The sequence below is a fragment of the Bradyrhizobium sp. dw_411 genome, assembly GCF_018449695.1.
GTDB lineage: Bacteria > Pseudomonadota > Alphaproteobacteria > Rhizobiales > Xanthobacteraceae > Bradyrhizobium.
In genome coordinates this window covers 19,625-39,729 of the sequence record NZ_JAAVUY010000025.1, presented here as the reverse complement: position 1 = coordinate 39,729, position 20,105 = coordinate 19,625, and the positions used below count along the sequence as shown (strand labels likewise).

The 20,105-nt window shown below is 59.5% G+C and carries 10 protein-coding genes; 6 read left to right on the top strand and 4 right to left on the bottom strand.

The features are described 5' to 3' along the window. Window positions 1–106: 106 nt before the first annotated feature. From HB676_RS30680 to HB676_RS30665, 4 genes are read right to left on the bottom strand one after another with little or no spacing between them, the layout of a single operon-like run. Entirely contained in the window at window positions 107–1,462 is a 1,356-nt protein-coding gene (locus tag HB676_RS30680; protein WP_213742239.1) for a hypothetical protein, read from the bottom strand. Beyond that, a complete protein-coding gene (locus tag HB676_RS30675) occupies window positions 1,459–7,734 on the bottom strand; it encodes an AAA domain-containing protein (RefSeq protein WP_213742238.1) in 6,276 nt (2,091 codons plus the stop codon). Before HB676_RS30675 ends, HB676_RS30680 begins: the two co-directional genes overlap by 4 nt. Then, entirely contained in the window at window positions 7,731–8,399 is a 669-nt protein-coding gene (locus HB676_RS30670) for a 4Fe-4S cluster-binding domain-containing protein (RefSeq protein ID WP_213742237.1), read from the bottom strand. The genes HB676_RS30675 and HB676_RS30670 overlap by 4 nt, the downstream gene beginning before the upstream one ends. Next, complete coding sequence (locus tag HB676_RS30665) at window positions 8,396–10,219, bottom strand: AAA family ATPase (protein WP_346347460.1); 1,824 nt, start codon at window positions 10,217–10,219, stop codon at window positions 8,396–8,398. Before HB676_RS30665 ends, HB676_RS30670 begins: the two co-directional genes overlap by 4 nt. Before the next feature lie 396 nt (window positions 10,220–10,615). Between HB676_RS30665 and HB676_RS30660 the strand changes: the two genes are divergently transcribed. From HB676_RS30660 to HB676_RS30635, 6 genes are all read left to right on the top strand, one after another. Then, a complete protein-coding gene (locus HB676_RS30660) occupies window positions 10,616–11,191 on the top strand; it encodes a hypothetical protein (protein ID WP_213742235.1) in 576 nt (191 codons plus the stop codon). After that, window positions 11,166–12,065, top strand: a complete 900-nt coding sequence (locus tag HB676_RS30655) for a nucleotidyl transferase AbiEii/AbiGii toxin family protein (RefSeq protein WP_213742234.1) — start codon at window positions 11,166–11,168, stop codon at window positions 12,063–12,065. The genes HB676_RS30660 and HB676_RS30655 overlap by 26 nt, the downstream gene beginning before the upstream one ends. A gap of 79 nt (window positions 12,066–12,144) precedes the next feature. Beyond that, entirely contained in the window at window positions 12,145–12,891 is a 747-nt protein-coding gene (locus tag HB676_RS30650) for a DCL family protein (RefSeq protein ID WP_213742233.1), read from the top strand. Between the two features lie 2 nt (window positions 12,892–12,893). Continuing rightward, window positions 12,894–15,278 carry a restriction endonuclease gene (locus tag HB676_RS30645; protein ID WP_249780540.1) on the top strand — a complete coding sequence of 795 codons (2,385 nt, stop codon included), beginning with the start codon at window positions 12,894–12,896 and terminating at the stop codon, window positions 15,276–15,278. A gap of 38 nt (window positions 15,279–15,316) precedes the next feature. Next, window positions 15,317–16,588, top strand: coding sequence for a metallophosphoesterase (locus tag HB676_RS30640; protein ID WP_213742269.1), 1,272 nt, complete (start codon window positions 15,317–15,319; stop codon window positions 16,586–16,588). A 3-nt stretch (window positions 16,589–16,591) separates the two neighbouring features. Further along, window positions 16,592–20,077 (top strand): AAA family ATPase, encoded by a 3,486-nt coding sequence (locus HB676_RS30635; protein ID WP_213742232.1) that lies wholly within the window; start codon window positions 16,592–16,594, stop codon window positions 20,075–20,077. Window positions 20,078–20,105: the final 28 nt, after the last annotated feature.

Genomic DNA, 20,105 nt, shown 5'->3' with positions numbered 1-20,105 from the left:
CGACGTTCGCTCTGGATCATAAACGGAAGAGAGCGAGGTCAGCGATTAGCCTGTTCTCTTGCGGAATCTCACTGCCGCAAGATGGCTTCGAAGCTAGGACGAACGTTCACTGAGGCAGATGGCGGGTCACCTTGACTGCGTCGTTGTCTCCAGCGGTCCCTTGTTTATCTTCAACGACTTTCAGCGGGAATTGTCCGACGGGCCGCGCGTGCTCAATTGCTAGGTGTCCGCCATCCTTGGCTATCAAAGATTGAAGTCGTTCGAACTCTCCGCACCAGATCGTTTCGATGTCACGGTCCCGGCTTGAATCCCGCGTTTCGGTTGAATTGCCGAACGCAACCGCCCTGACTTGAAGGAGGTCGGACTTCGATCCTCCGGAAAGCTCAACGCCGTATCCGGGATTGGCCGCCTTCCGGAGAACAACTCGGCCGCCATTGACCCAGGCTGTCGCCATTCCCTCCGAAACTTCGTAACCCAGACCTGCTAAGCCTTCGAGCACGGTGCGCCGGCGCTCTTCCGCAGCGATCGCCTGAACCTCTGCTTCGATGAGAAAGTCCGCACGCTGGATGAGCACGGCCTCATTGCCAGCCGAAACCATTGAAAGACTTTGGCCAATTTCGGATCGAAGCGAAGCGGCCTCGGGAGACTTCATTTCCGAAAGCTCGGCATGGCGCGCGCGGAGGTCGCTTTGGAGGCGGCTGTGTTCCCGACCATTCTTGACGGCGGTCGCCAGGTCGAGGAGTAAGCTATCGGCGAGAAGGGTCCGGCGGGCAGGGGACTCAAGTTCTAGAGTTGAGACGCGGGCCGAGAACGGGCCTGGATCGATGCCGAGACCTTTCAGTTCTCCCAGAAATCCGTCGACCCGAAGCAGCGCCTGGTCTTCTGTCACCCCAGGCTGTTGGGACGTCCATTCTTCCAAACTCATGCGTTTTTCGCCTGCACCAAGCCGGTCAGCAATGTCGCGCTGCAGATCGGAAACGCCGTTGGTCGCGGGCGCCGAATGAAGCATGAGAAAGGCCTTATTGATTACTGCTTCCAGTCGTTCGGAGGGCGTTCCCGAAGACGCTAGTCCCTCCCGAATTTCGTAGGGTATCTGGACGCCCGACGACTCGAGGCTGGCGAGGAGCGCTTGCGCGGTTCCTTTCATCCGTCTCATGGCTCGCTTCGATTGCGCTTCCAGCTCGGCAGCCTTCTCGGCGCGTCGTTCGGCGTCGGCCTGAAGATAAGATATTTCAGCCGGAAGCTGCTTCTGAAGCTCGACAAATTTATCAACCGACAGCAGACCACGAAGGGCGTCCCGTCGCGCAATGACTTTGTCGATGTCCGCTTTATCGATCGTGCCATTGCGTTGGCCACGAGAAATCCAGTCCTCGATGGCGGCGTCCAGTCGGGCGAGGCTTCGTCGGCAGATCGTCATAACTTCGGCGCGGGTCACGATACGGAAGGCTTTGGGACCGCTCATTGGATTCTTCCTTCGCTTCGAAGTGCATTCTCGACCGCTTCCTTGAGGCGTTGACGTTCGGTGTCCCCTGAATGAGTCCATGCGTATGACGAAACCCTGTGGATGTGAGGTACCGCCTTGCCCAGCACGTTCGGCCGCCAAACCTCCCGAGCTCGTGCCTTTTCGAGAAGGCGGTGACGCGGGGCGTCACACTCCACCCCGATCGCGTAGAGCCCCGTCCGGGGATCGGTGACCGCGAAATCCAGGCTGAATGCTCCGCCGTCGCGCGCCTTTGCCGGAGCCCATCCTTGCGCTTCCATGAAGTTTTCGACCGACTTCGTAAAGCCATCATCCTCGTGATTCCCGAGATCGGGTTCCGCGCCTTTCTCCGTAACCATCCGATCAAGCAGGGTCCTGCCGGAATCCCCGGCGCCTTCGGATACGGTCCGGGCATATTCGAGATAACCCTGAAGGTAGTCCCGCGGCACTCGTGGGCCACGACGTGTGGTCAATAGGTCGGATATCTCGGAAATCGGCATCGAAGTTATCATGACTACCTTTTTCCGAGCGCGTGTCACCGCGACGTTCAACCGGCGCTCACCACCGGCATGTCCCAGCGCGCCGAAGCTTTTCCGGAATACGCCATGCTCGTTACGGCCGAAGGTAGTGGAGAAGATGATGACGTCGCGTTCGTCTCCCTGCACGTTCTCGACGTTCTTTACGAAGAAACCCATGTCTTCGCCGCCTTCGGTCCGCTCACGCTCACGCATCAGGGCGTCGCGAAAGGATGCATCATCTTCGGCGCGCTCTTCAAGCGCATCCTCAATCGCGTCCGCCTGCTTGCGATTGAACGTGACCACCCCGACCGAAGGAGGAGATGCATCTTCCCAAAGATTGCTCAGGTATTCGACGACATCGGCGGCTTCCTTCGGATTTGTCTGGTTCTTGTATACGCCGTCCGACCGGATCATCTCTATCGGTCGCACTTTGCGTATGATTTCGTCGGGATGGCGAACCGGTACGCTCAGTCGGTTTCCGTAGAATGAAGCGTTCGAGAAGGATATGAGTTCGCGATACTCGGACCGATAATGGACCTGAAGCGTTCTTGACCTTAGTACCGAGCGGGCGAGTTGGAGCAGATCGGGGCAGTCCTTGATCTCCCGCCGGTTCCAGGTTTCCGTGAAAACGTCCCGTTCTTCCTCGCTTGCCGCGTCTTCGGGATCTTCTCCATCGAAGATTGCCGCTTCATCGTTCTCGACCTTGCTCGCAAAGAAGCTGGTCGGTGGCATCTGCTTTTCGTCCCCGCTGACGACGACGATCTTGCTCCGAAACAATGAAGGCAGGGCGTATTCGACGGGCATCTGGGAAGCTTCGTCGAAGATGACGATATCAAAGAGGCCGGGCTTCGGCTGGAGTACGCGGCTCGCCACGTCGGGCGTCATGAGCCAAACGGGCCTCAATGCGAGCAGGCCTAGTGCGCTTCCGCGATCGATGAATTCGCGTAGCCGCAACGCCCTTTGGCCGGTTAGCCTCGTTATCTGTTCCCAATCTCGCGTCGGCCGAATGCGAACGGGGTCGATGCCGTTGATGAGAAGTTCTCTGTTGCAGTTCCGGATTTGCCTATCGGCTTCCGCAAGCGATTTCACCTTCACGTCGCTTGCATCACCGTCGAAAAGGACCTCCGGATTGGAGGCTTCCATCGCGGCCCTCCATGCAATCCTGGCCTCGCGCGCGATCGTGCTGCGAACGCACGCATCGAGATCGGCGACTGGCAGCCGCAGCAGTTCTGTCTCCTTCGCTCTGAGAGCCCGGAAGATCGTGCGCTCCACCTCTCCAAGACGCACCGAACGAAGCCGAAACTCCTGAAAGCTCGCGAGTGTCGGGGCAGCTTCGAGAATGAGATCGACGGCGGTCCCGTTTGAGCGCCCGCCATGGATTGCTGAACGCCGCAACCCGATCCAAAGCTCATCGAGATATGGTTTTAGCTGCTCTAGAGCCTGGGAGCTTGCCGCCCGCGCGTCGTGACGTTGAAGCGAACGATCTGCACGATCGAAGAACGTATCCAAGTCCTTCATCGCGCCCGTCATGGCAGCCTGATCCAACTCGGCTTTCTGAGGGCATTCGTCGATAAGCGACACGAAGGTATGAACGCGCGTGACGATGGAATGAAGATTGCCAGCGAGGGCAGCCAAGGGATCCGGTGGAAGATTCGAGTCCGGAGCGCGATTGAAGAGCGCCATTACATAGTCGGTAAGCTTGAGCCTTAATGGGCGCAGGCTCATCTCCAGGTCGATCGCATTATCGAACGCCCGAACGCCCTCATCGTCCGTAGTTAGCTCCATTGCAGTCATCAGCTTTCGCAGATTTCGCTTTCGGATCCAGCGCATTGGATTGATATGCCCCAGTGCGCCGACGGGGCTGAGGACCGTCTTAGCCATAGCGCCAAGCTTGCGCAGTTCGTCCGATCGACTTGAAATAAGCTTTTCCGAAATCCGGGGCTGGTGATGGGAGGCTTTGAGCGCGGACAGTCCCGCTTCGACCTGGATGAGACCGACAAGCATACTGGTGCCCTGGGAACCGTTGCCCTCGGGACTTCGGAACAATGGAAGCCAACGACCCAAATTGGTGCATAGAGCGTCGCCGATGGAGCGCAAATTTTCGGCGCCTGCCATCCAGGTGCGCAGGCGCTCGGCGTCGGCGATGTTCAACGAGTCCGACGTCTCGGCATCGACCTGCTCGCGCCTTGCATCGATTTCCGCGAATATACGTAGAGACTCCACCAGAGTGTCCGCGGTGCCCCGATCGGGATTGAAAAGCTTGAGTACCGAGAGAGTGCTGCCTTCGAATTTGGCCGGTAACCAAAATCTTGCCAACGGTCCGCAATTTTCTTCGAGCGTGACGACATCGGCGGGATGAAGATCCGTGAGCAACGGGCGGATCGACGGAAGTTCTATCGGCTTGGGTTGAGCTGCTTCGATGGCCAGGAGTTCGCCGAGCAACGTGCGATAGGTCAGTCCCGTATTTGGGTCCACCGCATGTAGCGCCATCTGTTGCCGATCGAGATCCGCTTCCAGCAATTCGATGCGCGCTGCCAACCGTTCGCGATCCCGCTTCCAGGCCGGAGCTCCGCCGACGGGCTGGCTATGCAAGCGCTCAACCTGCTCCCGTACCGATGCGATGATGGCCCCGCGATCGCTGTTGACGTCGGTGATCATCACGAAACGGTTTCCCAGTCGTTCCTTATCCAAACGCTTCCTGACCACCTCGAGCGCAGCTTGTTTCTGGCAGATCACCAACAGAGATTTTCCCATACCGATCGCATCGGCGACCATGTTGACGATCGTCTGGCTCTTGCCTGTTCCTGGAGGGCCTTCGACGACAAGGCCCGGTGCCTGGCGAGCCTCCATGACGGCCGCCTCCTGCGAGGGGTCGCTGTCCGCCGTGAAAAACCGTTCGATCTCCCGAGCGGAGATCGGACCATTGCTTTCAGGCTTGTGATCGGAAAGCCGGAGTGCGGCCTCAAGTGCGGTTGCGCTTGGAGGTAGACCCCGTAGTAATTCGAGATCCTTCATCACGGCCTGACCCATGAAGGCAAGATGGAACAAAACGGCGGACGGAAGGATCTGCCGTTCCTGGGCGCCGACCTTGACGTCCTTACCCGGCAAGGGGGACAGCGTATTACCCACGGCCGTTGCAAGATGTCCGAACGCGTCCATCACGTCCAACGCTGAGAAGGTCGCACGTGCAAGGAGTTCTTGGGCGGCTTCCTGCCACCTCTTGGCCTCCTGAATGCCGACCATTCCTTCGAGGGCAGGGTTGACGACGACGTATTCGGCTTCGGCGTCGGTGCTTCTCTCGCGTCCATATCCCAGCGTGACGTGTCCGCGATTGCCGACTTCCGGAATGACCCGCGCCGGCCACAGGAGCAGGGGTGCGATGCGGGGCTTTGCGTTCGGCCTGCCGTCGCGCATCAATAGAAACGGGAAGGCCATATAGAGGCCGTCGATGCCGGTATCGCGCCTGTACAGCAACGCATGAGAGTGCAGCGAACGGAGTCTGCGTTCCAACCCATCGTTCTCGGAGAATGCCGCTGGATCGACGTTGACCGTCCGGGTCCCGCGCGAAAGGAGATGCTCGAGAATCTCCGCCGCCGGCACCCTCGACGTATCAAGCTCGGTCAAGTCCACCCGCGCCGTCTTTCCGATAAGCATGCGGGTGAGCGGCCCGCGCAGTACTCCGCCGGAGATTCTTTTCGCGAAGAAGTCCAAAATCGTGGACACATATCCCTGCTTGGGCAGAGGCCTCCAGGTTTCCGGAGCGACCGAGAGCAGCGCCAACGCGCGCGCGATCGGCATCCTCCGGTCAAGGCGGAACTGGTTCGCCCACTCGTCGACGGAGGAGACGCCGCATCTTGCGAAATTCTCGATGCGCTCGTCGATCATGCGGTAGATCTCGCGTCGAGGCCGCGCCAACAGTGCGGCGGCTGGATCGCGTGAAAATCCGGTCAGTCCTGCCGTAGAAGCTTCCTTGGCGGCTTCGTCAACCACCTCGGCGACGGATCGGAACTGGCCCGGCGATGCGCTGAGAAGGATAACGAGATCCTCCTCGGCCGACTGGCGACGTTCGATCAGGGAAACCACGCCGGCATGGTCCGTGTCGGGAAGCAGCTTCCGCTTTTCCTCCCAGAGTGCGGCCAGGCGGGCCATGGATGTCGAAAGTAGGTGGACGCGCAGTGTTTCTTCGTCGATCGCGATTTCGAGTTGTTGGAGGCGTTTTCGGACTGTCTCAGCCCGCAGCTTGAGGCGCCAGAGCCAATCGTCCGGATCGACCTTCCGGATGAGATCCGGGGCCGGACCAGTTATCAGATTATATCCGTCGTCCGGATGGTCGAGGAGCCATCCCGGCGTGACGATGTTGCCCCTGACGATCAAGGGCATGGACGGGTTCAGCGTCTTCAGGGCGATCGAAAGCCGCAAGTCGTCGGTCAGGCCTTCAGCTCTGGCGAACTGACGAAGCGCGGAGGGAATTCTCGGCTCGAAATCTGCTTCCGACGCCCATGTCGCCACCGCGCCACGCAGTAGGAGGTCTTTTGCGGCGTCCCAGTTGGCCGCTTCGGCCGCCGCCAGCGCAAAGGATCCCGGCGAGCGGTAGTGCTTGCCTCCCAAAGAAATTGCCGCGCGGCCATCGACATCCTCGGGGCGAGCGGCAGCTTCAGGTGCCGCGACTGGTTCACCGGCAAGCCAAGCCTGGACTTCCTTCCACTGCCACCGATGTCGACGGTCGCGGGCGAGTAGGCCGCGAAACAGCAGCTCGATATTGGCATTCAGATTTTCCGGAAGCGGAACGCCGTTGGTGAGGACATGGATCAGGAAGGCTTGCTCGTTGATACCCTCGAAGCACGCGCCGCTTGTAACGCGCTCCAGAAGGATCATGCCCATACTCCACCAGTCGGAGGCCGATGCCACACCACCGGCAATCGCCTCGGGCGCCATGTAGCGCGTTGTCTCGAGTGGAGAGGCGATATCGAGGTCGAATTCCGAAAGGCGCGCCGAACCGAAGCCAGTGATGACGAGATCTAAAGGATCCCGGGAGCGCAAAAGGATCGTCGAAGGACGTAAATCGCGGTGTCTCAGACCCGCCTCGGACAGGGAGTGAAGCGCCTGACCAAGTTCGGCGACCAGGATCCGGATCGCTTCCGGTCCCTCCAAATCAGGCGGCAGATCGGCGAGCGTCCCGCCGGTAAATTCTTCGACCACTTCGTATGCGCGGCCGCACCATCGCCCGGTCGCGAAGATCTCGGGCACATGATCACGTGGAAGTTTGCGCAGGAGGTCGTAGATTGCGCCATCCGGCTCGGATCCCGCCGCATAGAGGGTAAGTACGCCCCTTAGACCGTCTGACTCACGAACCGCCGCGAAACGCTCGCGAACGGTGCTCGATGAACTCATCCGATCCTGTAGCCGCCAACCGTCTATTGCCGTCTCGATGGGCTCGAGGTTCGGCTCGGGCGAGGCTGACGGCTGCGATGCCGGCGTCGGGTCGGCCGGCCGCTCATCAACTGGCTCTCCGCACACGCTGCAAATGAGATCTCCGGGCGAGTTCTCGTGGCCGTTTCTGCAGGCGGGCCCATGTACCAGCGTCGGTATGGGCTGAGGCTTCGGAGCCGGCACCCCGGGCAGTGTGATATCGACCGCCGAAAGGTCCCATCCGCAGTTATGGGCGTCGACCGTACCTTCGCAGAAGATTTCCGTAAGAGGCCGTTCAGTGTTGCAGTTCGGGCAGAGCCTGATCATCGGGCGGGCATCCCGCCGCTCGACGGTCGCTTGTCTTCTGAAGTGCTGAGGCTTGCGCCGGCGTTCTCGAGCATTTCCCGCAAACGCCGGAAATCGTCCCGACCGGGTATGCCCGCGAACCAGGCGTCGCCACGGTCATCGAACATGACGTCCAGGGTTCTTTCCACCTCGGTGATCGGCCCTTGGAAGGATGCAAAGCGGGTTTGGCCCAATGCGGTGAGGAAGTGAAGTTGCTGGTTGTCGCTGCCGCGAAGGGCCAACGTTTGGCTTTGACTGACATCGAACGGGTCCGTAACGAGAGCGTCGATCAAGCCGGGGGAAGCATCCACCGTTTCCCTGACTTTGGTCCACGGGTGACCGGTAAATACGAGCACGTCCGCCTCGGTGAGCGAACGCAGCCTTCTCAGGAGATCGAGCAGGGCGATGGGCTGATCGAACGGCTCGCCCCCGGATATGGTGATGCCGTCGGCAGTGGGAAGCCACTGCGTTACTGCGCTGATGACCTCGTCGATGGTCGTGATTCCACGGCCCGGCGCCCACGTGTCCATCGAGATGCAGCCGGGACAGCGGATCGAGCATCCCTGAAACCAGATGCCGATGCGCCGGCCCGGCCCCAGGGTCGTGACCGGAAAATGAATGCGCGACAGTGCGATGCTCGCGGTCATGAGACCGGCCCGTTCGCAAACGTAACCGTCGTCGATGCGCCCGTTGTGATCTCCTGGACTTCATATCGGCGGTCGGTTTGCGCGTCACTGTCGAAGAGGGCGCGTGAAAGCGGATTGATGAGATGCGCTTCGACCTGGTTCCGGATGCCACGGCCACCGTTCGAAAGGTCGGCCAAGCATAAGCCGCGGAGCGTGGCTCTCGCGTTCTTGGAAAGGGAAACATCGTAACCCAGTGATCCGACATCGTTGAGTAGGGCGTCGACCATCTGATCGAAGATATCGTCCGCGACTTCGGGACGGATGAAGTCAAAGACGATTACGTTCTCTCCGATGCGATTCAGTATCTCGGGTCGGTTGAGCACGGATTTGAAGTGCTTTTCGATTTCGCCCCGAACTTTTCGTTTCACGGTATCGAACGTCTCGTCGGGCGTGACGTTGGCGATGCGCTCCCCGGACGGACCGGGTGTGTAAATCCCCAGGTTGGAAGTGAATACGATGAAAGTCTCGGAAAAGTAGACACGGTCGCCGCGACCGGAGGTCAGAACGCCGTCGTCCAGAACCTGGAGAAATTTGTCGAGGATCCGTGGGTGCGCCTTTTCGATTTCGTCGAACAGAAGGACGCTGAACGGCTTTTCCCGGACGGCGTTGGTGAGTTCGCCCCCTACATCATATCCAACGTAGCCGGGGGGCGCGCCGATCAAGCGCTGATCGGAATGCTCCGCGCTGAATTCCGACATGTCGAAACGGATGTAAGCACTATCGTCCCCGAACAGCAGGCTTGTGATTGTCTTTGCGAGCTCGGTTTTTCCGACACCGGTCGGGCCGGCGAGGAACGCTACGCCCCTGGGTCGTCCACCCCGCGGGGATTGACCGATTCCGGTAACGGCGCGCTTCACAATATCTAGCATGTGGGTGACGGCATGGGTCTGACCCTTTACCCGCCTCCTCACGAACTCCTCTGCCGAACTGATCTTGTCGCGACTGATCCTGCGCCAAGGATCCTCCGTCACGCCGACTTTGAAGCGTCGCACTGCGTCCGAGATTCTGTCGAATGCGACATTCTCGCTCCGAGCGAGCTGCGCGACGGCGCTCAGATCGACAAGCAGGAGTCCTTCGGTTTCATCGACGAAGCCTTCGATGGACTTTTCAACCTCGGCCTCGGCGGCGGTTTGAGCGCCTGGAAGACTTCGCATCAGCGAACGGACCAAGCTTCTTCGCGCCGTATGGTCGGGTTTACTAATAGGAATGTGTCGAACGCGCGGATTGCCGATGAGAAACCAGTCCGGCAGATCGCCTTCTTTGTCGACGATCCAAATAACCGCATTGAAGAATGGCAGGCGGCGGTCTCCCGCGGGGCGGGCGCGCGCGGAATGCGAAAGGATCAATGCTCGGGAGAACAATTGATGCTCTGCCGGCGAAAGCGCCTCGTTGCGCGTGATCAGCCGTGAGGCGAAGTCGATAATTAGGACCGCAGGCGGGCCGTCAGCACCCACGAGTCGTTCAAGCGTTGCGGACAAAAGGTCAAGCCCGCCTGCCGCGGTGCCATTCGTCGGCGTCAGGCCGAGCTGTGTCAGAAAACTGTCGTCGCCGGGCTCCAAAGCGCGGAAGCCGTTTAGCAGGTCAAAGCTGGCGATCCGCTGATACCCTGCCTCTTTCAATGCGTCCGGAAGGGCCCGGGCGAGCGGCACCGCGGTGATCGTTCCGGGTGCCGGTTCATGAATTTGGAGGTCTCGCGTGTTGCCAGAAAGGACGAACTGGCTCCGGAGAGGGAGGAAGCGCTGTAAGTCACGCAGCCAACGCGCTTTTTCGACCGAACCCACCTGCAAATGCCCCCGTTTATTCCACCGAGGCGACTATAGGCCGGATTGCTCGCCTACTTCGAGTGCAATCCAGGCGCGATATTCGGGAAATGGCATACACACCCATGGCGAAACCGAGCCGGCTGACCTCGGCGGATTGTCGACAAGGGTTGGAAAATCCGGAAGATCGGGGCAACGCTGAATTTCAGCTTGGGAAACTTGGTCGGGCATCTGAATTGCCGTTACCAGACGGAGCTCGATCGCAAGGGCTTCTGGCCTATCAGCGAGAGCCACTTACATGGTCGCATGGTGCAGGCGCTCCCGCAGGGGCAAGCTTCTGCTGCGGGATGGCCGACTCCTCGAATTCTGCTATAAATAGGCTTGCAGTTATCAAATTTGATAACTACAATATGACTTATGAAGCGGCGAGACCTCAACGAGAAGCTTGACCAGGCCGATGTTGCCGGCGTCTGGGCCTTCACGCCCCCCAGCTTTTCGACGCTGATGGGTGGCGTCGACCCAGCTTACCTCAAACTGATGATGAAGCGGCTCTCGGACCAGGGGGCGCTGATCCGCGCAGCGCGAGGCGTCTACGTCAACCCCCATGCCCGGTCGCGGCCGGCGGATGCTCGGCGCGGTCTCCTTCGCTTCCTGCGACCGCGCGAGATCAACTACATCAGCCTGGAATCCAAACTTTCGGAAGCAGGGGTCATCTCGCAGATTACGACCGCCCTGACCTGCATGACGACCGGATCGCCTGGGCGGTTCGAGACGCCTTGGGGCGCGGTGGAGTTTACCCATACAGGTCGTAAGATCGAGGTCGGGACCGACGTTGTCGTTCAGGATGACGGAACGCTGGAAGCCACGATCCGCACCGCCATTCGCGACCTGCGCCGTGTCGGCAGAAACCTCAATCTGATTGACGAAGAAATTCTTGCCGACGCCATTTCGGAGGAAGAGAGCCTAGATGAGCAGCAAAGCGGGCGGGCTTAAGAGCGCAATCGACGCCTTCATCCAACGCCGCGGGATCGAAGCGGGCATGGACCAGAATTTGATGAAGGAGGCCATCCATCTCCATCTCCTGTCCGCGCTGTCCGAGGCGGGCGTCCTTCAGCACGTCATCTTTCAGGGTGGGACCGCCCTGCGCCTTTGCTATGGCGGCGAGCGCTACAGCGAGGACCTCGATTTCGTATGCGGCAAGGCCGGCGCCTATCTGAAAGACGTCGAGTTCGACGCCCTCGTTGATAAGGCGCTCGAAACCACGAAACGAACTCTGCAGCGCGACTTTGACATTGATGCCGCGCAGATTGCTCTGAAACGTCCAGCACAGCCAGAGCTCGTCAAGGGAAGCGACGTTAATGTCGCCGCATGGCAGATCGTAGTGCCGGTCAATCCGACGCCCAAGACGCCGAAGTCGCGCATCAAGATCGAGTTCGCCAACGTCCCGTCCTACGACTCCAAGCCGCTGACGGTCAGTGCAACGCCGGGCCTGGTCCAGATTCAAGATGTGATCCTCAACGCCGAAACTCCGAATGAGATCCTTGCAGACAAGGCAGTCGCGTTGACCGCAAGGGCGGTTCTCAAATTCCGCGATGTGTGGGACGTCTGGTTTCTCGTCAACAAGCTCGGCGCGACACCCGATCGTGAGATGGTTCTGAAGAAATTCGCCGATTACGGCACCACTGATATTGCGGTCAAGGCAAATGCCCGTCTCGATGAATTGGCAAAGGACGCGACAGCGACGGCGTTCTACGCCGAGATGAAACGCTTCCTCCCGTCTGCACGGGTCGCACAGATGTCGCAAATGAATTTGCAGCGCGCGATGCTTTCGGACAGCGCCGATCTCATTCGAAAAACTGTTGTGTAAGAGCATCGAAGACCTCTTACTGGCTGAGGCACCGCAGCACGTGAGACGGCGTTAACAGAGATGCGATGGGGGGGGGGTGATGGCGAAGTCGATCAATTTGCCGAACGGTCGGTCCTGGAAAACGCAGACAACGGCGTTAGCCCATTTCAAGGATATGCTTGCCCGCCATTCTGACAACGAGGTCGTGGAAGATCGCTCGGATCATGATGATCTGGTTGCCCTCCTTGAGCGCTACGATGCCGTCATCACCGACAGCCCCGCAAAGATCGGATCCGGTGTCGAGCACTTTTTCCGACGCCGAAACGTCGGAGAGGGATATTCGACACCTGGCTTTTGGGTCCATAGGACCGACGGGACCGACACCGATTTCAGCTACATCAGTGCCGTGAAGGGCCAGCCGAAATCGAACGCGCAGGAATTCTACGATGCCTGCCGAGGGGCGGTCGCGGCCGATCTTCTCACCGCGAAGAAGCGCCATTTTGAGACCCACGGCGATGAGGCCGGCCGCGTACCGTGCGATCTGTCGGACGAGTTGATCACATTCGCCGAGGCTCATTTGGACCATGCCTATCCGACGTTTGGGCAACTGGTCGTGAGTTTTCGTGCAGCGCGAGGATGGCAACATGGCGTTCCCGTTGGAGTTCTCTCGCCACCGGCGGATGCTCAGATAACGACCAGCTTCGTCGACACTTCCGCAGCGGAGGCATTTCGGCAATTTCATCGAGGCGCCGCGACTTTGCGGATCGTCTCGCGTGAACGCAACCTAGCTATGTCAGCGGGGCAACGGAAGCCAAAGATAAAACGGCCAGTGCAGCTTGAACTGTAGGGATGACGGTCATTGAGATGAAGGCATTAGCGGAAAATAGCGGCATCCTCGCCAGTGGCCAGGCGCCCGATGCCGGTGGCTTAGGTGCAGCGGCACGGGCCGAAGGGCCGTGGACCGATCTCGCATTGCACAGCATCGGCTGGAGAGCATTTCAAGATCTTTGCTCGCAGGTGTGCGAGGAGGTTCTTCACCGTCCCGTCGAAATATTCCGAGAGGCGCAAGATGGTGGTCAAGATGCCGTCTTTCTCATTCCTTCGAACGGCGGCGGGGCAACGCATATTGGCAGCGTGCAATGCAAGCACTCCTCGAATTCCTCACAACACCTCAAGGTTGGGGATTTGACACCGGAGTTAGAGCACGTCGAGGAACTCGTCGCCGCCGGACAAGCTCACACCTACGTTTTTATGACGAGCATGAGCGTCGATGCACCTGTTGCATTGGAGCTTCGGAAGAAGCTGCGCGCGCTTGGCGTGAAAAAGGCGCATGTCTTTGGCAAGCAATATCTAGTCCGGGCGATACGTAGCAGCGCGCGTTTGCGAGCCCTCGTGCCACAAGTCTATGGGCTCGGCGATCTCTCGGCGATTCTGGACCAGCGACTGCTACAGCAGACCCGCGCGTTACTGGATCATTGGATCCCAAAACTGAAAGTCTATGTCCCGACCGCAGCGCATCGGAAGTCCGTCAAAGCCCTCAACGAACATGGCATCGTCCTGCTGCTCGGGAATCCGTCGACAGGAAAATCCGCGATCGGCGCAATATTGTCCACGATCGCATCGGAAGGCCAACGCCACACTGTCCTGAATCTGACCAGCCCGCGCGATTTCGACGCCGCATGGAATGCCCACGATCCCGGTCGGTTCTTCTGGATCGATGACGCCTTCGGCTCCAATGTCGTTCGCGAGGAATACGTGCAGGATTGGGCCTCGACTTTCCGAAAGGTCCAGGCCGCGATAAGCCATGGAAATCGCTTTCTGCTGACGTCTCGGCGGCACATCTACGAAGCCGCGATGCGGCGGCTCGGACAACGCAATCTGCCAATGTTTATCGACGGCCGCGCGATTGTCGATGTCGGTGACTTGAGCCCATCGGAGAAAGGACAGATTCTCTACAATCACATCAACTTCGGCTCGCAGACACAGAGTTGGAAGCGCAGCGTCAAATCGCATCTCGAAGAAGTCGCGACCATTCCGGAATTTCTTCCTGGGATAGCCGAGCGTCTCGGAGACCCATCGTTTACAAAGAGCCTTGCTATCACGAAGAGCGAGCTTCTCCGCTTCATGCGCGAACCGAAGGAGCACCTGATCGACACCATCAATGCTCTGGACGATCCTCTTCGCGCCGCGCTCATTCTCGTCTATGTCCATCAAGGCGCGATGCCGCATAATACAATCGACGCGTCAGCCCTATCCGTCGTGAGCGAACTTACCGGCGTGCCGGCTCCGCGTATCCGCGATAGCCTGGCTGAACTCAAGGGATCGTTTCTTCGAACGGCTGTCGTCAGCGGCGCTGAGACATGGTCGTTCGCTCATCCGACAATCGCGGACGCACTGACGAGCATTCTTAGGGAACGGCCGCATTTCATTGCGGCTCTGCTCCGCGGTGCGACCATTGAAACGATCCTGGGCAGCTTTGTCTGCGAGGGCATGCGTTCCATTCAGGACGCCCCGACGATTCCGGCGACCTTGGACGATGTCTTGGTTGCCCGACTGTCTCGAATCCCTGATGAGACGTCGATCAATTGGTTGATGTTCAGGTTTCTAGCTGAACGGGCCAGCGACAAGGTGTTCGAGCGCGTCGTGGTCGCCGACGAAGAGATTCTTCGGCGGGAATCATGGGCTAGTTATCGCGTATCTCAGGATCCCAAGGTTCTGGCACATGCCCGCGCTTATCGTTTGGGGTGGCTGGACGAATACGATCAAGATCGATCGAGCACCCGTCTTCAAGAAACGGCTTTGAGTGATTTCGATCTGTCGTTTTTCGAAGATGAAGACATTCTGCGATTGATGCCGCCGCAACAAGTAATAGCACTCGGTATCAAACTGCGCTCGGATGCGTTGGTCGAAGCCCCGGTGCGTATTGCGACGATTGCGGAGGATGCCGATCTCAACGATGATCCAGAGTCGCATTTCGAAAACTATTCACGTGGTTTCGATATACTGGAGGAATTCGATGGGCTGGACGCCTCGACGCGAAGGCTGATCGATGAAGCGCGACAGGCTATGGCGCGCGCGATCGAGGACATTGGCGAGCGAAAAGAGGCGAAAGACAAGCCCGATCACGCTGCCGAGTGGAGCCATATGTCTCCGGTCGCCCGTGAACAAGAAGCAAAACCTGTGGCGATCCGAGCGCCCGCGAGGCGATCCATTTTTGATGACGTTGACCGTTAGGCTACGGGGATCCAATTGAGTTATAAGGGGAGGGGAACATCGCATCGTATCGCTTCGTCCACGCAGCGGACATTCATCTCGATTCTCCGCTACGGTCGCTTGCCCTGCGCAATCCCGATCTTGCCGACCTGATTGGGAACGCGACGCGGCGGGCTTTTGTACGCATCGTCGATCTATGCCTGGAAGAGCGCGTCGACGCGCTGGTTCTGGCAGGCGATCTTTACGACGGTGATCAGACATCCATGAAAACGGCGCGTTTTTTGGCCGAGCAGATCCGACGCCTACATCAGGCCGGGATTCGCGTCTTTATCATTCGCGGCAATCACGACGCGCTTTCTCGAATAACGAAGGAACTGACCTTTCCAGACTCCGTGAAGGTCTTCGGCGGTCGCGCTGAAGCAGTGGCCGTCGACCGGGACGCGGGCCATTTCCCTGTCGCAATCCATGGCCTGAGTTTCGCGCAACCGCACGCTCCTGAAAGCTTGATCGCAAAGTACAAGCCCGCGGTCGCGGGTGCCGTGAACATCGGCATCATGCACACGAGCCTTGCAGGAGCTCCCGGCCACGATCCTTATGCGCCATGCAGTCTATCTGACCTGCACGCCACCGGCTTCCAGTATTGGGCTCTGGGTCATGTGCATAAACGATCGATTGTGGAAGGTGCCTGCGCGATCGTAATGCCGGGCATGCCGCAGGGGCGCGACATCAACGAATCCGGTGCAAAATCGGTGACGCTTGTCACCATTCGGGACGATCGTTCGATCCACATCGAGGAGCGAGCCACCAGTATCGCACAATTTGAACGGGTCTCGATCGACGCCACCGGCCTCGACGACTGGCGCGATCTTATCACTGCTGTGACCCGCGTGCTGGAGCAGACGCGTGAGGCCGTCGGCTCCGAACATCTCGTTGCCCGGCTGCGCGTGACCGGTGCCACCGCATTGTCTTGGCGCATTCGGCGCGATCATGATCTCCTTAAGGCCGAGGCGGATGACCGTGGATCCCTCATCGGTGCGTGCTGGATCGAAAAGCTCGAAGTGGCAACCCATTCTGTTACGGAGACAGCCGACTCCTCTGCCGATCCGCTCGTGGAACTGCGACGCCTCATCGAGGAGGAGGTGCTTCAGTCGGAGAGCTTTCAGGCGGAGCTCGCCGCAGTCGCCGACGAATTGAGAGCGCAGCTCCCGCAGGAATGCCGCGACGGCTTCGGCGCTGACGAGGCTGCCTTCAAGGCGGGTCTTACGCTTCTGGCGCGAGAGGGCACTGAGGATATTCTTGCGAGACTCCACGCATCCGAAAAGGGTGCATAGCTCATGCGCCTCAAACGCCTCGATCTCACTCGCTTCGGAAACTTTACCGGTCAGAGCATCGACTTCGGTGAAAGGCCGCAAAGCCTGCCGGACCTGCACATCGTCTATGGTCCGAACGAGGCGGGCAAATCGACCGCTCTCGCGGCTTTTCTCGATCTGCTGTTCGGGATGGGAACGCAGAGTCCGTTCGGCTTCCTTCATCCTTATCCAACCATGCGGGTGGGCGGCGTCCTCGAGTTCGCCGCTGAAGCCCGGGAGTTCGTTCGTATCAAGAGGCCGCAGAACAGCCTGCTTGATTCCGACGATCGACCGATTGCCGAAAGCGTTATCCGTAGCGAACTTGGCGGCATCGATCGCGAGTCATATCGCACCATGTTTTCACTTGATGACGAGACCCTGGAAAAAGGGGGCGAGAGCATTCTCGCCAGCAGAGGTGATCTTGGAGAGCTGCTGTTTTCGGCCAGCGCTGGCCTTTCCGATCTCAGCCGCAAGTTACTCGACCTAAGGGCGGAGGCCGATGGCTTCTACAAATATCGTTCGCGGAGCGGGATTCTCGCCGATCTCAAAACGCGTCTCGCCGAATTGAAAGCCGAACGGGAGCGGTTCGATACGCTGGCGTCTGACTACGCGCGGCTCATCGACATCCGCGACCGTGCTTCGTCACAATATGACGAAGCGATTGGTGAACGAACGCGCATCCAGGCGCGGCTCGACGAAATTCAGCGTCATCTCGCCGTTCTGCCGCGTCTCGCCGCGCTCCGATCGTTCCGCGAACGCCTCCAGCCGCTCGCCGAGTTACCTGTTCCGCCTTCGACCTGGAGCGAGGATCTGCCGAAGTTGCAGAAGGAGGAGATAGAGCTCGGCGTACAAACGCGGGCAGTCGCCGACGAGATCGAGCGACTTGGCATTGAAATCGAGTCGATCACCGTTGACGAGCCGGCATTACGGCTTTTCAGCAGAGTGGAAGGGCTCGCTGACCTGCGAGCCCGGCATGTGACAGCCGAGAAGGATATTCCGGAACGGCGGTTGCAACTGCAAGCAGCGGAATTGGCCGTGGCCGGCATCTTGACCCGGATGGAGCGGGAACGAGAAGCGGACCCCCGACGCCTCTTGCTCGGGGCTTCAACCATCGGTCGCCTGCGCGAGCTGGTCGAATCTCGCTCCGGCATCGACAATGCCATCCGGACCGCCACGACGGAACTTGCAGACGCCCGTCACCGGCTGGCGGATGCGGAGGCCGCGCTGCACGAAGCCGGAGAGGATACGGAAACGGAACGAGGCAGGGACGGCGCGATCGCCCGATTGACGGCGGCCGTCGCCACCTCGCGCAACGCTGACCATGTTGCGCGACGCCGATTGGCGATAAGGGCCCGTGAGGCCGCGAATATGACGCTGACCGATCGCCTCCGGATGCTGCATCCTTGGCGGGGCGAGGTCGAGGACCTCCTCGCAATGCCGTGCCTTAGTGGGGAGGCAATCCAGCATTGGAAGACGGCGCTTGATGATGCGCAGCGGGAGTTCCGTCAACATGTTGCCGATGTTGATCGGTTGACAAGCGAGGTACGCCGGCTCGAAGCGGAACGCGACGCCATCGCCGGCATGACAGGCATTGTCTCCGACCAAGAGGCGGCCGCCATCCGGACACAGCGCGAGCAGGCCTGGTCAGCACACCGCCGTGATCTCGAGCCCACATCAGCTGACGCGTTCGAGGGCGCGCTGCGACACGACGACATCATCACATCGAGCCGCCAGTCGCATATGTCAGATTTGGCGAAACTGCATCAGAATGGGCAATCTCTCACCGTCGCCACGGCGGAATTGACGCGGGCCATCGAACTTAAGGACGCAGCTGCAACGACCGTGCAGTTAATTCGCGATGAGATCGCGGCTGCTGTTCGCACGATGGCGGCATCATTCGCCGATGATGTCGCGCTGACAGACGTCGAAGGTTGGCTTGCGCGGCGCGAGAAGGTATTGGAAACGCGAGAGGCTGTTCTTACAGCCGAGCGTGACTTGCGCGAAGCCGAGGCCGATGCGCAGGAGGCTCATGACCGGCTGAAAGCTGTCCTCGATGGCGCCGGCGTCTCCCATGACTCTGAATCTGGCTTCGACGATCTTCTCACGGCGGCTCAGGTGATCCTCGACCGCGAAGGCAATATTCGGGCCTTGCGCGCTTCTGCGGACGAGCGAAAACGCGAGCTACTACAGCGCGAACGCGCCGCGGAACAGGCGAGCGCAGATGAACAGATCTGGACCACATCCTGGGCTACGGCGTGCAAGGCGTGCTGGCTCGGCGATCAGGCCGAAATACCGGCGCTTGCGACCGTGCGCGAGGTTCTGTCAGCCATCGCCGATCTTGGACCAGCTCTCGAAATGAAGGCAGGCTTGGTCGATCGCATCGATAAGATGGAAAAGGACCAGACCGCGTTTCGCGATGAAATTGCTGCCATCTGTAGCGAGATGGCGATTCCGGTCGGTTCAAGCACGGTCCTCGATCTGGCGCAGCGCGTCGGCGATCGTGTTCGTGACGCGGTCACAGATCGCGCACGTCGCGCCAAAGCAACGGATAATCTCGGAGACGCGCAAAAGAGGGAACGGTTGCTGGCGGAAACGCTGGCGATTCACGAAGAGCAGAAAAGTAGGATGACATCGTTCTTCGGCGTTTTTTCTCTGGCCGAGATCGCTGGAAAACTTCTGGACGTTGGCAAACGAACTGAACTGCAGGCGGATGTCGAAGATGCGGAGGATGAAATCCGCGAAGCATTACGCCTCCCCGATGTTGCTGAAGCCGAACGCATCCTCGATACTGCCGATCGACCTGGGCTGGAGGCTGAGCTTATCGAGCTGAAGGCACGTTTCGACGACCAAGACAGGCGTTGCCACGAACTGTTCGCCTCGCGAAGTCAGGCGATTGATCAAGTCGAGGCGATCGGAGGGGATTCCAAAGTCGCGGAAATTGAGGAGCGTCGCCGCACGACGCTGCTAGAAATCCAGGACGGTGCTGGACGCTACCTGCAACTCCGTGCGGGCACGATCGCCATGGAGCAGGCGTTGCGGGCTTACCGCGAGCACCATCGTAGCTCGATGATGACGCGCGCCTCCGCGGCATTTCGAACGGTCAGTCGCGGCAATTATAGTGGGCTCGTGGCCCAGCCCGGCAGGGACGGCGAAACCCTGATTGCCCTGTCGGCCGCAGGCGGCTCGAAGTCCGCCCACGAACTATCGAAAGGTACACGCTTCCAGCTCTATCTCGCGCTGCGCGTGGCCGGCTACCACGAATTCGTTCGAGCGCGCAGCCCAGTGCCGTTCGTCGCTGACGATATTATGGAGACGTTTGACGATTTTCGAGCCGAAGAAGCATTCCGGCTGTTCGCCGACATGGCAGGAGCAGGGCAGGTCATCTACCTGACGCATCATAGGCACCTGTGCGACATCGCGAAGAAAGTCTGTCCCGACGCACGAATACATAACATCGGAACGGATCAATAATTATAATGTCGCCAAAAACGGGGGTGGG